The organism is Klebsiella sp. 141153 (genome assembly GCF_032601995.1).
In the GTDB taxonomy this organism is placed as follows: Bacteria; Pseudomonadota; Gammaproteobacteria; order Enterobacterales; family Enterobacteriaceae; genus Klebsiella; species Klebsiella aerogenes.
Genome location: NZ_JAQIRJ010000002.1, coordinates 465,003 through 478,844, shown reverse-complemented (window position 1 = coordinate 478,844; position 13,842 = coordinate 465,003). Strand labels below are relative to the sequence as shown.

Below are 13,842 nucleotides of genomic sequence, written 5' to 3'. Positions count from 1 at the left end.
CGCCGCGTGTAGGGATGCGGCGGCCGGTACCCGTTAGAACGTCTCCCAGTTATCCTGGTAGTCGCTGGCGCTGGTTTTTTTATGCGTAGCGATGGCGGCAGGCGCGGTTTTATTGCTGACCGGCGCTTTATACTCTTCCTGCCCTTCCGACTTCAGACGGAAGACGGCAACCGACTGCGTCAGCAGGCTGGCCTGCTCTTCCAGCGCGGCGGCGGCGGAGGCCGACTCTTCCACCAGCGAGGCGTTCTGCTGGGTGACGCGATCCATTTCCGCTACCGCCTGGCCGACCTGGTCGATGCCGCGGCTCTGCTCATCGGAAGCAGAGGCGATTTCGCCCATGATGTCGGTCACGCGGGTGACCGCATTGACGATATCGCCCATGGTGTCGCCGGCGCTTTCCACCAGCACCGAGCCCATATCCACGCGGTTGACCGAGTCCTCGATCAGCGCTTTGATCTCTTTGGCCGCCTGGGCGCTGCGCTGCGCCAGGTTGCGGACTTCGCCCGCCACGACCGCGAAGCCGCGGCCCTGTTCACCAGCGCGCGCCGCTTCTACCGCGGCGTTAAGCGCCAGGATGTTGGTCTGGAAGGCGATGCCGTCGATAACGCCGGTGATATCGGCAATTTTCTGCGAGCTGCTGGCGATGTCGTGCATGGTTTCCACCACGTTGGCCACCACTTTGCCGCCCTTCTGCGCGGTTTCGGAGGCGCTCAGCGCCAGCTGGCTGGCCTGACGCGCGTTTTCGGCGTTCTGTTTCACCGTCGCCGTCAGCTGTTCCATACTGGCGGCGGTCTCTTCCAGCGATGCCGCCTGCTGTTCGGTGCGCGATGAGAGATCGTTATTCCCGGCGGCGATTTCCGACGCGCCGCTATAGATGGCATCCGCCCCCTGACGCACACCGCTCACCGTTTCGATAAGCTCGTTCTGCATGTGCTTGAGGCTGGCGGCCAGCACGCCGATTTCATTACGGCTGGTCACCGGGATAGGCTGGGTCAGGTCGCCGGAGGCAATACGTTTGATGTGTTCAATCATGCGGTTCAGCGGGCGCACCAGGATATGGTGGATGCCCATCCACACGCCGACGATCGCCGCCAGCACCACGATGATGACCACAATTAAGGTCCAGATCGCCGAGCTATAAGAGCTGTTGCTACCGTCAACGGCGATTTGGTACAGCTTGCCGTTTTGCTGCAGATAGGCGTTATAAGTCTGCTCGAAATCGTCCTGGTATTTTTGCGTCGGCTGGTCGAAGAAGGCGTTGATTTTACCCTCGCCCAGCAGTTGGATAAGCTCCGACAGCGCGCCGTACAGGATGCCATACTGCTGCTTAAGCTTTTCCGTCGCCTGCGGATCCTGACGCGGGTCCTGCGGGATTTTTTCATAGGCGGCATAGTTGCGCTCGGCGCGGGCCAGCTCTTCTTTCGCTTTCGCCAGCAGCTCGTCGATAGTCGCGCCGCTGCCGATTTTGTTGGTATCCATCATGTAGCGGATCCCTGCGCGGTTCAGGGAGTTACGCGCCTGCAGCAGATCGACCCGGCTTTCACTTAGCAGCAACTGCTGCTGACGGATGGTTTGCAGGACGGTGAAGTTCTCTTTATCGCTTTTCAGCGACGAAAAAAACAGACCGCCCGAAATCAGCTGCAATGCGCCAAATAGCACCAGCACTAACAAGAGACTGGTGACGACCTTAATACGATTAAACATGTTTCCCCTTCCTGGAAGCCTGAACGGCCAGGCTTTACGTATGTGACTGAAAGGGTTATCGGCGCGCGGGAGGGGAACTTTATGCCAGGCGGGGACTATTTTTACCGGGCGCGACCGAGCGCGCCCCGTTGCTTAGTGGCTTTTGGCGACGTTATCGACCAGCGCCATCTCTTCGCTGCTGAGCAGCTTTTCGATATCGACGAGAATCAACATGCGTTCGCCGAGCGCGCCAAGACCGGTGAGATACTCGGTCGCCAGCGTTACCGCGAATTCCGGCGCCGGGCGGATCTGTTCAGCGGTGAGCGACAGCACGTCGGAGACGCCGTCGACCACGATCCCCACCACCCGCTGGCCGAAGTTAAGCACGATAACCACCGTGTTTTCATCATAAGAGACGCCCTGCTGGGCGAATTTTACCCGCAGGTCGATAATCGGCACGATCACCCCGCGCAGATTGGTGACGCCTTTGATGAAATCCGGGGTGTTGGCGATACGCGTCACCTGGTCATAGCCGCGGATCTCCTGCACCTTGAGAATATCGATGCCGTATTCTTCATTGCCGAGGGTAAAAATTAAAAACTCCTGACCTACCGTTTCGCCAGCCAATTTGCTGACGGTTGCTAATCCTGCCATGGTCTGCACCTGTTAATTTTATGAGATGAGTCGTTACGCGGCCGCTGCGCTCAGCAGCTTTTCCCGGTTGAGCATTTGCAGCGCCGACACGTCGACGATCAGCGCCACGCTGCCGTCGCCGAGGATCGTCGCCGCGGAAATTCCCGGCACTTTGCGATAATTGCTTTCCAGGTTTTTTACCACTACCTGATGCTGGCCGATCAGCTGATCCACCAGTAGCGCATAGCGGCGGCCGGCGCTTTGCAGAATCACCACAATGCCCTGGGTGGCCTCGGTTTTCGCCCCGGCGACATCAAACACACGGTAGAGCTCCACCAGCGGCAGATACTCGCCGCGGACCTGCAGCATCCGCTCGCCGCCGGCCATCGGATGCAGGTCTTCAGCCTGCGGCTGCAGCGATTCCATGACCGCATTGAGCGGCAGAATAAAGACCTCTTCATTGACCTTGACCGACATGCCGTCGAGGATGGCGAGCGTCAGCGGCAGCAAAATACGAATCGAGGTCCCTTTGCCCGCCCGGGAATGGATTTCAACGTGACCGCCCATCTCCTGGATATTCCGTTTCACGACGTCCATGCCGACGCCGCGGCCAGAGACGTCGGTCACCTGTTCCGCGGTCGAAAAGCCCGGCGCGAAAATGAGCATTCCGACCTCTTCATCACTCATGCTGTCGCTGACCGCCAGCCCCTGCGCCGCCGCTTTGGCGAGTATTTTTTCACGATTAAGCCCGGCGCCGTCATCGATCACTTCGATGCAGATATTGCCGCCCTGATGTTCAGCGGAAAGAATCAGATTGCCCACCTCAGACTTACCTGCCGCCAGACGGGTTTGCGGATCTTCAATACCGTGGTCGAGGCTATTACGCACCAGGTGGGTCAACGGGTCGATAATGCGCTCGATCAGGCTCTTATCAAGTTCGGTAGAGCTGCCCTGTAGCGTCAGTTCCACCTGCTTATTGAGCTTGCCGGCCAGGTCGCGTACCAGCCGCGGGTAGCGGCTGAATACATATTCCATCGGCATCATGCGAATCGACATCACCGATTCCTGCAGGTCGCGGGCATTACGTTCCAGCTGGCTCATGCTGTTGAGCAGATCGCCATGGGTTACCGGATCCAGATTGCCAGAGCGCTGCGCCAGCATTGACTGGGTGATCACCAGTTCGCCGACGAGGTTAATCAACTGGTCAACTTTCTCTACCGCCACGCGAATGCTGGTCGATTCGCTGGCCTTCGCTCTCGGCGCTTTGGGCGGCTCGACGGCAGCAGGCTGCGGCTGGGCGACAGGCGGCGGCACAACTTCGGCCGACGCCAATGACTTAGCGGCAGTCGTTGGCGGCGTGGTAAAGCTGATTTGTTCCGGCTCAAGGACAAAACAGAGCACCGCGCAGATGTCTTCTTCGCTGGCGGTGGTCAGCAGGGTCACCTCAAGGCTATTGTCAGTTTGCAGCGGATCCTGTACCTCGCCGAGATTGCCAAGCTCTTCCAGCATCAGCGGAATTTCATTGGCTTTTAGCCCGGTTAAGCTTACGCGCATACCGCCGGCGACGGCCGTCGGCGCAGGCTGGGCCACGACGGGCGGCGCGGCTGGCGCGTCCTGCTGCTGTGCTTCCAGCGCCAGCTGCCGCAGCGCCTGGCAGATATAGTCAAAGCTCTCAGCGTCAGGCTGCTGCGAGGTTTTATAGGCGTCCAGTTGCTCCTGCATAATATCTTTGGTTTCCAGAAACAGATTGATAATTTCGGTGCTCAAGCGCATCTCTTCGCGCCGGGCGCCGTCGAGCAGGTTCTCCAGCAGATGGGTGGTTTCCTGCAATACGGAAAAGCCAAACGTCGCCGCGCCGCCTTTGATCGAGTGCGCCGCGCGAAAAATCGCGTTCAGCGGTTCGATATCGGGGGCCTGCGGATCCAGCTCCAGCAGGTGTTGCTCCATGTCTGCCAGCAGCTCGTCTGCTTCATCAAAAAAAGTCTGATAAAAAGCGCTAATATCCATGCTCATGGGGTCACCTCTGGGTGTGAATCACGGTTAACCGGCGCGGGCGCGACCAGCTTTGGCAGCGCATCCGGCTGGCTAATCTCCAGCGCATTGCTTTCGCCATTTTCATGCTCAATGCTCTGCTGGGTCTCTTTGTTAAGCACCAGTACGGTAATGCGGCGGTTGATGGCATCATCAGCGCCGTGCTGTTTCAGACTCATGGTCGCCGCCATACCGACCACCCGCAGCACCTTCCCTTCCGCCAGGCCGCCGGCAATCAGTTCGCGGCGCGAGGCGTTGGCGCGATCCGCCGACAGTTCCCAGTTACTGTAACCGCGTTCGCCGCTGGCATAGGGGATGTCATCGGTGTGGCCGGAGAGGCTTATCTTGTTCGGCAAATCATTGAGGATTGGCGCTATCGCCCGCAGGATATCGCGCATATAGCTTTCCACCTGGGCGCTACCGGTTTTAAACATCGGGCGATTCTGGCTATCGATAATCTGAATGCGCAGTCCTTCGTCCATCATGTTGATCAGCAGATGCGGACGTAGCGCCTTCAGACGCGGGTCTGACTCAATCAACTGATCGAGCTTGTCACGCAGTTTGTTAAGCCGTAGCTCTTCGGCGCGTTTATCCGCGGTATTGATCTGTTTGCTGACCAGCCCGACTTCACGGGTCGGGTCTTCGCCGCCGCCGGGGATCGGGCTGCTTTCCGAGCTGCTTTTATCTCCGCTGGTCAGCGCCACTTTCAGCGGCGTGCGAAAATATTCGGCAATCTGCGTCAGCTCCTGCGGGCTGGCGATCGCCAGCAGCCACATGACCAGGAAGAAAGCCATCATCGCCGTCATAAAATCGGCATAGGCAATCTTCCATGAACCGCCGTGATGGGCGGGCTGGTGCGATTTGCGTTTTCTGACCAGTACCACCGGGTGATTATGTTTCATGCTTCTTCGCTTTCCGTCGCCTGCGCGGCGGGCGCTTTCACCTGGCGCACGTGCTCTTCGAGCTCAACAAACGACGGGCGCTCGGTGGTATACAGCGTTTTGCGGCCGAATTCGACGGCGATTTGTGGCGCGTAGCCGTTGAGGCTGGAGAGCAATGTCACCTTGATGCACTGCATCATCTTGACCGTCTCGGCGCTTTTTTGCCGCAGCAGCGTCGACAGCGGCGAGATAAATCCATAGGCCAGCAGAATGCCGAGGAAAGTCCCCACCATCGCGTTGGCGATAAGCGCCCCGAGCTCTGCCGCCGGACGGTCCGCCGAGGCCAGCGCGTGCACCACCCCCATTACCGCCGCGACAATACCAAATGCCGGCAGAGAGTCGCCGACCATCGCCAGGCTGCCGGCGGGCACTTCGCTCTCCTGTTCGAAGGTTTCGATCTCTTCGTCCATCAGCGCTTCAATTTCAAAAGCATTCATGTTGCCGCTCACCATCAGGCGTAAATAATCGGTTATGAACTCCACCAGATGGTTATCGGCAAGGATGCGCGGATAATTAGCGAAAATTTCACTTTCCTGAGGATTATCGATATCGAATTCAAGCGACAGCATCCCCTGTTGACGGGATTTAGCGAGCAGCAGGAACAGCAGCGCCATTAGATCCATATACAGCGCCTTGCTGTATTTGGAGCGACGTACCATTTTGGGCAACGCCCGCAGCGTGGATTTGATGGCCTTTCCGTTGTTGCCGACGATAAACGCGCCGATGCCGGCGCCGCCGATAATCAGGAATTCAGCCGGTTGGTACAACGCGCCCAGGTGGCCGCCCACCAGTAAATAGCCGCCAAATACCGCTCCCAGGACCACGAGATAACCCAATATCACTAGCACACGCATACCTCAAATTAACAATGTGGATGGCGGGCGAGGCAAACGCGCCCTGGCGTAAACCAGGCGGGGAATGGGGGGCGGCATGCCGCCCCTGCGTATTACACGTCGAAAATGGATTGCCGTAAGTCGTCGGAACGGCGACTTACATGACGCGTTTAGCCTGCTCGTCCAGCAGTTGAGAGGTTATATCGGCCAGTTGCGGAGAAAGTTTACGTCTTTTTACGGCGCGTGACGGCGGTTGGCATAACGTGCAGACGAAATCGTGCTGCGGATGGTGCGCGTGGGTGATGAATGAGCCGCCGCAGCTATTGCAGGCGGAGAGCTGCAGCATACCGCTATCAACAAAGCGCACCAGCGTCCAGGCGCGGGTCAACGCCAGTAGCGGCGCTTCGCCCGCCTCTTGAGGACACTGTTCGAGGTACAGGCGATAGGCTTTGATCACCGCTTCCACTCCGCTGCATTTGCCGCTCTTCAGCAGGAACAAATAGGCGTTGTAGAACATCGACGAATGAATATTCTGCTCCCAGGTCATAAACCAATCGGTCGAGAACGGCAGCATCCCTTTCGGCGGCGGGCTTCCGCGCAGCTCTTTGTAGAGTTTAATTAAGCGCCCGCGGCTGAGCTGAGTTTCACTCTCCAGCATCTGCAGACGCGCGCCGAGAGATATCAGCTCCATGGCGAGCTGAATATCCTTCGCTTCCTGAACAATACTTTTCTCAGCCATTATCAAACACTTTTCTTCGCCGCAGCGCCTTCTTTGGCGCGGAGCTCTTGCAGCAGGTGACTGGAAAGCAGGATACCGGTATGGATCTGCTGGAGGTCATCAACGCGCGACTCTTTGGTCAATTGCTCGATAGTCTGATGGTCGCTGAAGCGCAGATTACACACCAGCTGATTAGTTTCAGCCAGTTTCACCATCTGCGGTAACGTCAGCTGCGCCAGGGTATCAACCATGGTTTCGTCAATTCCCAAACGAAACATTGCGGATACTTTTTCATCGTTGATCAGCCGCTGTGCTAAAAATAAATACGACAGGTTGAAGTCATAAATATGCTTAAGTAATTCGGAGGTACCCATAATCCCTATCCCGATAAGCCATGTTAGAAAACATACACGGGGCGTGATACTTAATCGCCCGTGACCTCAGTTATTTCCCCAAGACGGCAATTAAAACGCTCACTCGCGATAGCTAAAAATTCAGCTAATCATCAAATTCGCCCCACTGTTAATAGTTTGTTACAGGTGCAAACTGGAGTGGAGGATGTAAAGAATTTGCTTCGAGAGAGTTGAATTGCCATGAAACTATTTTTAGAAATTCTATAAGAATATTCTTAAGGCGGCGCAACTCTACTCCCGAATCATTAGCACACACAATTAAGTATGGGGAAATTTTGAATATAATGAGATATAGATCACAAAAACAAAAAATAATACCGGTAACAACACCCCATTTCGATCACTTTATAGCCAACATTCGATCATTTAACGATCACAAGTAAATGAATTATCTTAAAAAAAGTGTTATCAACCATTGCAATTAGTTTTTTCTGGCACATTTAGAACAAAAAAATAACATTATAAAAATTGAAGAATAAAAATCTGAACAAGCGTTAAATTCAACGTAAATCATTAGTTTTCACCGCAAAAAATAACCATGGTGTAATACAAGGATATTAGATCTAATACTCGGATGGCAGTGACGGAAGGAGTATAAAAATTGAACAAAAACGACTTTGGTTAGCCTGTTTTTTCAGCTCAACCAATTGAGCAAGATGCGTTCAATTCACCCTATATCGCGACGCCTGACGCTATTTTTCCGCCCCTACTCGTGGCTGAATGCCTCCAGATATGGATAAATTTTTTATAACATTTACGGCCTGACGTATTACCCTAAATGGGTATTTTCCCCGGGTTATTTTTCTAACATTATTTTAACGAAACGGGCTTTTTATCACGTGGTAATAATAAAAAATGAGAAGTAATTAACGGTGTCAAACCCTGGCATAAAGCCATCAGGAATATATTTTTTAGCCGCACCCTGACAGCAAGTTAATATTAATAAATAGATATATGAGGGTTTTTCATCCGACAATAAGCGCTCTATCGACCAGACTTCCCTCCCCCTTATTATTGGTAGGGAAAATGACAGTTCATTTGCCTATTTGTAGTAAAGGAAAAATAGCTAGCGCTAAGCGCGCAATATCGCGACTGGATCACATTTTATCGTAGCCGATCGCATTTTCATCACTTCCGCGTTCCGTTGGGTTAGGGGTTATGTTTAAATTAGCTAAACCGGTTTAACAAAGTTTAGCAAGAAGGAATTTCAGTATGACAAGTAAAGTATGGGTACTCGGCGATGCGGTCGTCGACCTACTGCCTGAGGGTGATGGCCGCTTATTACAATGTCCGGGCGGCGCACCGGCTAACGTCGCGGTCGGCGTCGCGCGGCTTGGCGGCAATAGCGGGTTCATCGGTCGGGTCGGCGATGACCCTTTTGGCCGCTTTATGCGCCAGACGCTACGACAAGAGAACGTGGATATCCGCCACCTTTCTTTAGACCCCACCCAACGCACCTCAACCGTCGTGGTCGCGTTGGATGAACACGGCGAACGCACCTTTACCTTTATGGTCCGTCCGAGCGCCGATCTTTTTCTACAACCAGACGATCTCCCCCCTTTCGCGGCCGGCCAGTGGCTGCACGTCTGCTCTATCGCCCTCAGCGCCGAGCCCAGCCGCAGCAGCGCCTTTATGGCAATGGAACAGATTAAACGCGCCGGCGGTAGCGTCAGCTTCGACCCGAATATCCGCAGCGATCTGTGGCAGGATCCCCTGTTGTTACGGCGTTGTCTCGAACAGGCGCTGGCATTAGCTGACGTAGTGAAACTATCGGAAGAGGAACTGGCCTTTATTAGCGGTGGCGACGATATCGCCAGCGGTATTGCGCGATTCCGCGAGCGCTTTCAGCCAAAACTGCTGTTGGTCACGCAAGGAAAAGCCGGGGTGCAAGCGCTGTTCCAGCAACAGCATATTCACTTCCCGGCCCGTCCGGTGGTCAGCGTTGATACCACCGGAGCCGGTGATGCCTTTGTTGCCGGGCTACTCGCCAGCCTCGCCGCTCACGGCTTCCCTGACGATGTCGCCGCGCTGGAGCCGATCGTCGCGCTGGCGCAAACCTGCGGCGCGCTGGCGACCACCGCCAAAGGCGCGATGACCGCCTTACCGTACCAGGCCGATGTGAACCGCCAGTTTTAACGATGCAGGCAGGCAAAATAATTAAAACGTTTTAGCAAAATTAGCAAAGCGGCGGTTCGGGGATTCGGACATCCCCAATTGCCCATGATGATGACAGACTTTGTAGAGGGTACTATGGATTTTCAACAGATTTCTCGCACGCTGCTGCCGCTGCTTGGCGGCAAAGAAAATATCGCCAGCGCCGCGCACTGCGCCACCCGCTTGCGTCTGGTACTGGTCGATGACGCGCTCGCCGACCAGCAGGCCATCGGCAAAATTGAGGGGGTAAAAGGCTGCTTTCGCAACGCCGGCCAGATGCAAATCATCTTCGGTACCGGCGTGGTCAATAAAGTGTATGCCGCCTTTATTCAGGCAGCCGGTATTAGCGAGTCGAGCAAATCCGAAGCCGCAGATCTGGCGGCGAAAAAACTGAATCCGTTCCAGCGGATCGCCCGCCTGCTATCGAACATCTTTGTGCCCATTATCCCGGCTATCGTCGCCTCCGGCCTGCTGATGGGATTGTTGGGGATGGTGAAAACCTACGGCTGGGTCGACCCGGGCAACGCCATCTACCTGATCCTCGATATGTGTAGTTCGGCCGCTTTTATTATTCTGCCAATCCTGATCGGGTTTACCGCCGCGCGTGAATTCGGCGGCAACCCTTATCTTGGCGCAACCCTCGGCGGTATTCTTACCCACCCGGCGCTGACCAACGCCTGGGGAGTGGCTTCGGGCTTCCACACCATGAATTTCTTCGGCCTCGAGGTGGCGATGATCGGTTATCAGGGGACGGTGTTCCCGGTGCTGTTGGCGGTGTGGTTTATGAGCCTGCTTGAGAAGCAACTGCGACGCCTGATTCCCGACGCGCTGGATCTGATCCTCACCCCGTTCCTGACGGTTATTATCTCCGGTTTTATCGCCCTGTTGATAATCGGTCCGGCCGGTCGTGCCCTCGGCGACGGCATCTCCTTTATTCTCAGCACGCTCATTGCCCACGCCGGTTGGCTGGCGGGACTCCTGTTTGGCGGGCTGTATTCGGTGATTGTTATTACCGGTATTCACCACAGCTTCCATGCCATCGAAGCCGGGCTGCTCGGCAACCCGTCGATCGGCGTCAATTTCCTGCTGCCTATCTGGGCGATGGCTAATATTGCCCAGGGCGGCGCCTGTCTGGCAGTGTGGTTTAAAACCAAAGATGTAAAAGTGAAAGCCATTGCCCTCCCCTCAGCCTTTTCGGCGATGCTTGGCATCACCGAAGCGGCGATATTCGGCATCAACCTGCGCTTCGTTAAGCCATTTATCGCCGCATTGATTGGCGGCGCGGCGGGTGGCGCCTGGGTGGTCTCCATGCACGTCTATATGACCGCCGTCGGCCTGACGGCCATCCCCGGCATGGCTATCGTGCAGGCCAGTTCCCTGCTTAACTACATCATCGGGCTGGCTATTGCATTTGTGGTCGCCTTTATCGTTTCGCTGACGCTCAAATACAAAACGGATGCTGAATAATGACGCAGCCTTCTTTGTTACCGGCGGTCCTGCAGGCCGTCATGAACCACCAGCCGCGCGCGCGGCGGGATGACCACTATCCGCAGTGGCATCTGGCGCCGGTATGTGGGCTACTGAACGATCCAAACGGCTTTATCCACTTCAATGGCCGTTATCATCTGTTTTATCAGTGGAATCCCCTCGCCTGCGATCATCGTTATAAAGGCTGGGGACACTGGAGTTCACCGGATCTACTGCACTGGCGGCACGAACCGATTGCCCTGCTGCCAGACGAGGAGTACGACCGTAACGGCTGTTACTCCGGCAGTGCGGTAGATAACAACGGCGTCCTGACGCTGTGCTACACCGGTAATGTGAAATTTAACGATGGCAGCCGTACCGCCTGGCAGTGTCTGGCGACGCAAAATCCCGACGGTACTTTTCGCAAGCAGGGCCCCGTGCTGGCGCTGCCAGCCGGCTATAGCGGACACGTGCGCGACCCCAAAGTCTGGCGCGATGGCGATCGCTGGTTGATGGTGCTGGGCGCGCGCGATCTGGCCGACCGCGGTAAGGTACTGCTATTCAGTTCCGCTGATTTGATGCAGTGGAGCAGCCATGGCGAAATAGCAGGTAGCGGGCTTAACGGCCTGAACGATGGCGGTTATATGTGGGAATGCCCGGATCTGTTCCCGCTCGGCGACCAGCATATTTTACTCAGTTGCCCACAGGGGCTACCGCGAGAAGCCCAGCGCTTCCTGAACACCTATCCGGCGGTCTGGATGCACGGGCATTTCGACAATGCTGACGCGACTTTTAGCCACGGCGCGCTCGAAGAGCTGGATAGCGGCTTCGAATTCTATGCGCCGCAAACCACCCTGGCGGAAGATGGTCGGCGCCTATTGGTTGGCTGGATGGGCGTTCCCGACGGAGAAGAGATGCAGCAACCTACGCGGGCCCACGGCTGGATCCATCAGATGAGCTGCCTGCGGGAACTCAGCTGGTGCCACGGCACGCTATATCAAAATCCCGTACGCGAACTGGCGGCGCTGCGCGGCAAGGCGCAAGGCTGGCAGACCGAACCGCTGGCGCTGCAGCCGATGGAACTGGCCTTCGAGGTCATGCCAGGCGATGCGCTGAGGCTGGATTTCGCGGGTGCGCTGCAGCTTTCGCTGGACAGTCGCGGCGTACGCCTGGCCCGTCGAAGCCTGGTAGCTGATACTGTCGATTACCGTTACTGGCGCGGCTCGGCGCATAAACTGCAGATCCTCATCGATCGTTCCAGCGTCGAAATTTTTATTAATGATGGCGCCGGGGTGATGAGCAGCCGCTTCTTTGCGGATTATCCAGGAGAACTGGTATTCAGCGGCGCGACGCCAGGGGCATTCTGCTGCTGGCCGCTGCGGCCATGCATGGTAGAATAAGCGTTTTGCTTTCAGGCGCCTGGCTCGTGATGAAACCCAAACGCATTACCATAAAAGATATCGCCGAACTGGCTGGCGTCTCCAAAGCCACCGCCAGTCTGGTCTTGAACGGTCGCGGCAAAGAGCTGCGCGTGGCGCAGGAGACGCGCGAACGGGTGCTGGCTATCGCCCGCGAGCAGCACTACCAGCCGAGCATTCACGCCCGTTCACTGCGCGATAGCCGCAGCCATACCATTGGTCTGGTGGTACCCGAGATCACTAACTATGGTTTTGCCGTTTTTTCTCACGAGCTGGAAACTCTGTGCCGCGAAGCCGGCGTACAGCTCCTTATCTCTTGCACCGATGAGAATCCCGGTCAGGAGAGCATGGTGGTCAATAATATGATTGCCCGTCAGGTCGATGGCCTGATTGTCGCCTCTTGTATGCACAGCGACGCCGACTATCTGAAGCTCAGCGAACAGCTGCCGGTGGTGCTGTTCGATCGCAATCCAAACGATAGCGCCCTGCCGTTAGTGATGACCGATTCACTGGCGCCGACGGCGGAACTTATCGCCCGTATCGCCGGGCAACACCCGGATGAGTTCTGGTTTCTCGGCGGGCAGCCGCGGCTCTCGCCTTCGCGCGATCGGCTGGCCGGATTTAGTCAGGGATTAGCCCAGGCAGGCGTTGAGTTGCGCCCGGAGTGGATTATCAACGGCAACTATCACCCAAGCTCAGGCTATGAGATGTTTGCCGCGCTGTGCGCCCGCCTCGGGCGGCCGCCTAAGGCGCTGTTTACCGCCGCCTGCGGCTTGCTGGAAGGGGTACTACGCTATATGAGCCAGCATAACCTGCTGGATTCCGGGATCCATTTAGCCAGCTTCGATGACCACTATCTGTATGATTCGCTGTCGCTGCGCATCGACACCATCCAGCAGGACAACCGCCAGTTGGCCTGGCACTGCTACGATCTCATCAGTCAGCTGATCGATGGTAAAACGCCACAGCCGCTGCAGCGTTATCTGCCCGCCACATTGCAAATGCGTTATCAGCCCGCCAGATAATAACGGGCCCGGATCGTGGTTCAGGCCCGTGCCGTTAACGGTTAATTGTCATCAGAAAGGTTTCGTTGGCAGATATTTTCCATCGAACGTGATCACCGCGCGATGTCCGCCTTCCGGATCGCTGACCTTTTTCACATCCAGCTTAAAATTAATCGCGCTGATGATCCCGTCGCCGAATTTTTCATGAATGAGCGCTTTCAGGGTGGTGTCGTAGACCTGCAGCATTTCATAGAAGCGATACATCGTCGGGTCCGTTGGTACGCGGTCTTCAATAGAACCTCTGACCGGGATGGTTTGCAGCAGCAAAATGTCATCGTCGCTGAGCTCCAGTTTTGCGCCTACCATTTTCGCGACTTCGGCAGGCAGCGGATGCTGGCCCAATAGCGCGGCCGTCACGAAGGCTTCTGATAAACCGGTGCCTTCAACAAGCTGTGCAAAGGAGAGATCCTTTTTGGCTTTAATCAGCAATATTTTGTTCGCTAACTCCAGACGAACTTCGCGGCTAACTTGTGACTGAATCATGGTG

At 56.0% G+C, this 13,842-nt stretch carries 12 protein-coding genes; 4 read left to right on the top strand and 8 right to left on the bottom strand.

Translation table 11 applies throughout. From position 1 onward, the window contains the following. Nucleotides 1–33: 33 nt before the first annotated feature. The 7 genes from PGS10_RS05250 to flhD form a co-directional block, all read right to left on the bottom strand. Complete coding sequence (locus PGS10_RS05250) at nucleotides 34–1,704, bottom strand: methyl-accepting chemotaxis protein (protein ID WP_047065481.1); 1,671 nt, start codon at nucleotides 1,702–1,704, stop codon at nucleotides 34–36. Between the two features lie 132 nt (nucleotides 1,705–1,836). Then, complete coding sequence (gene cheW / locus PGS10_RS05245) at nucleotides 1,837–2,337, bottom strand: chemotaxis protein CheW (RefSeq protein ID WP_015367343.1); 501 nt, start codon at nucleotides 2,335–2,337, stop codon at nucleotides 1,837–1,839. A 33-nt stretch (nucleotides 2,338–2,370) separates the two neighbouring features. Next, on the bottom strand, nucleotides 2,371–4,329 hold the full coding sequence (gene cheA, locus PGS10_RS05240) for a chemotaxis protein CheA (RefSeq protein ID WP_316422525.1): 1,959 nt from the start codon (nucleotides 4,327–4,329) through the stop codon (nucleotides 2,371–2,373). Continuing rightward, a complete protein-coding gene (gene motB, locus PGS10_RS05235) occupies nucleotides 4,326–5,249 on the bottom strand; it encodes a flagellar motor protein MotB (RefSeq protein ID WP_042892855.1) in 924 nt (307 codons plus the stop codon). The genes cheA and motB overlap by 4 nt, the downstream gene beginning before the upstream one ends. Beyond that, nucleotides 5,246–6,136, bottom strand: a complete 891-nt coding sequence (gene motA / locus PGS10_RS05230; protein WP_015704927.1) for a flagellar motor stator protein MotA — start codon at nucleotides 6,134–6,136, stop codon at nucleotides 5,246–5,248. Before motA ends, motB begins: the two co-directional genes overlap by 4 nt. A 142-nt stretch (nucleotides 6,137–6,278) precedes the next feature. Further along, nucleotides 6,279–6,860 carry a flagellar transcriptional regulator FlhC gene (gene flhC / locus PGS10_RS05225; RefSeq protein WP_045397765.1) on the bottom strand — a complete coding sequence of 194 codons (582 nt, stop codon included), beginning with the start codon at nucleotides 6,858–6,860 and terminating at the stop codon, nucleotides 6,279–6,281. Between the two features lie 2 nt (nucleotides 6,861–6,862). Continuing rightward, entirely contained in the window at nucleotides 6,863–7,213 is a 351-nt protein-coding gene (gene flhD, locus PGS10_RS05220) for a flagellar transcriptional regulator FlhD (RefSeq protein WP_015367348.1), read from the bottom strand. A 1,251-nt stretch (nucleotides 7,214–8,464) separates the two neighbouring features. Between flhD and PGS10_RS05215 the strand changes: the two genes are divergently transcribed. From PGS10_RS05215 to PGS10_RS05200, 4 genes are all read left to right on the top strand, one after another. After that, nucleotides 8,465–9,388, top strand: a complete 924-nt coding sequence (locus PGS10_RS05215; protein ID WP_045397763.1) for an aminoimidazole riboside kinase — start codon at nucleotides 8,465–8,467, stop codon at nucleotides 9,386–9,388. Between the two features lie 114 nt (nucleotides 9,389–9,502). After that, a complete protein-coding gene (locus PGS10_RS05210) occupies nucleotides 9,503–10,873 on the top strand; it encodes a sucrose-specific PTS transporter subunit IIBC (RefSeq protein ID WP_045397759.1) in 1,371 nt (456 codons plus the stop codon). After that, on the top strand, nucleotides 10,873–12,273 hold the full coding sequence (locus PGS10_RS05205) for a sucrose-6-phosphate hydrolase (protein ID WP_316422524.1): 1,401 nt from the start codon (nucleotides 10,873–10,875) through the stop codon (nucleotides 12,271–12,273). The genes PGS10_RS05210 and PGS10_RS05205 overlap by 1 nt, the downstream gene beginning before the upstream one ends. 29 nt (nucleotides 12,274–12,302) lie before the next feature. Further along, nucleotides 12,303–13,316 carry a LacI family DNA-binding transcriptional regulator gene (locus PGS10_RS05200; protein ID WP_045397754.1) on the top strand — a complete coding sequence of 338 codons (1,014 nt, stop codon included), beginning with the start codon at nucleotides 12,303–12,305 and terminating at the stop codon, nucleotides 13,314–13,316. Between the two features lie 51 nt (nucleotides 13,317–13,367). Here PGS10_RS05200 and cynS read toward each other — a convergent pair whose 3' ends face one another. After that, nucleotides 13,368–13,838, bottom strand: a complete 471-nt coding sequence (gene cynS, locus PGS10_RS05195) for a cyanase (RefSeq protein WP_045397751.1) — start codon at nucleotides 13,836–13,838, stop codon at nucleotides 13,368–13,370. Between the last annotated feature and the right edge of the window lie 4 nt (nucleotides 13,839–13,842).

Coding starts and splice junctions, on each gene's coding strand:
- PGS10_RS05250 (WP_047065481.1), bottom strand. CDS start 1,704: ATGTTTAATCGTATTAAGGTCGTCACCAGTCTCTTGTTAGTGCTGGTG.
- cheW (WP_015367343.1), bottom strand. CDS start 2,337: ATGGCAGGATTAGCAACCGTCAGCAAATTGGCTGGCGAAACGGTAGGT.
- cheA (WP_316422525.1), bottom strand. CDS start 4,329: ATGAGCATGGATATTAGCGCTTTTTATCAGACTTTTTTTGATGAAGCA.
- motB (WP_042892855.1), bottom strand. CDS start 5,249: ATGAAACATAATCACCCGGTGGTACTGGTCAGAAAACGCAAATCGCAC.
- flhC (WP_045397765.1), bottom strand. CDS start 6,860: ATGGCTGAGAAAAGTATTGTTCAGGAAGCGAAGGATATTCAGCTCGCC.
- flhD (WP_015367348.1), bottom strand. CDS start 7,213: ATGGGTACCTCCGAATTACTTAAGCATATTTATGACTTCAACCTGTCG.
- PGS10_RS05215 (WP_045397763.1), top strand. CDS start 8,465: ATGACAAGTAAAGTATGGGTACTCGGCGATGCGGTCGTCGACCTACTG.
- PGS10_RS05210 (WP_045397759.1), top strand. CDS start 9,503: ATGGATTTTCAACAGATTTCTCGCACGCTGCTGCCGCTGCTTGGCGGC.
- PGS10_RS05205 (WP_316422524.1), top strand. CDS start 10,873: ATGACGCAGCCTTCTTTGTTACCGGCGGTCCTGCAGGCCGTCATGAAC.
- PGS10_RS05200 (WP_045397754.1), top strand. CDS start 12,303: ATGAAACCCAAACGCATTACCATAAAAGATATCGCCGAACTGGCTGGC.
- cynS (WP_045397751.1), bottom strand. CDS start 13,838: ATGATTCAGTCACAAGTTAGCCGCGAAGTTCGTCTGGAGTTAGCGAAC.